General features: G+C 59.5%; 1 protein-coding gene. It reads left to right on the top strand.

Features of this window, described 5'->3' with window-relative positions:
• On the top strand, positions 1-210 hold a 210-nt coding region (locus tag G602_RS32275; RefSeq protein WP_196808747.1), incomplete at both ends, for a hypothetical protein.

The raw sequence follows: 210 nt of genomic DNA, 5'->3' as shown, positions 1-210 counted from the left end.
AGTAGAGGAAGCGCCGGTAGCTGAGGCAGCTCCAGTGATAGAAGAAGCACCTGCTCCAGCAGCAGAGGAAATACCAGTAGCCGAGGCAGCACCGGTACTGGAAGAAGCCCCTGAACCTGCGGCAGAAGAAGTGCCGGTAGCCGAGGCAGCACCGGTAATAGAGGAAGCTCCTACACCTGCAGTAGAGGAAGCGCCGGTAGCTGAGGCAGC

The organism is Butyrivibrio sp. AC2005 (genome assembly GCF_000424145.1).
Taxonomy (GTDB): Bacteria; Bacillota; Clostridia; order Lachnospirales; family Lachnospiraceae; genus Butyrivibrio.
The sequence above is the reverse complement of the archived record's forward strand: the minus strand, read 5'-3'. Positions and strand labels throughout refer to the sequence as shown.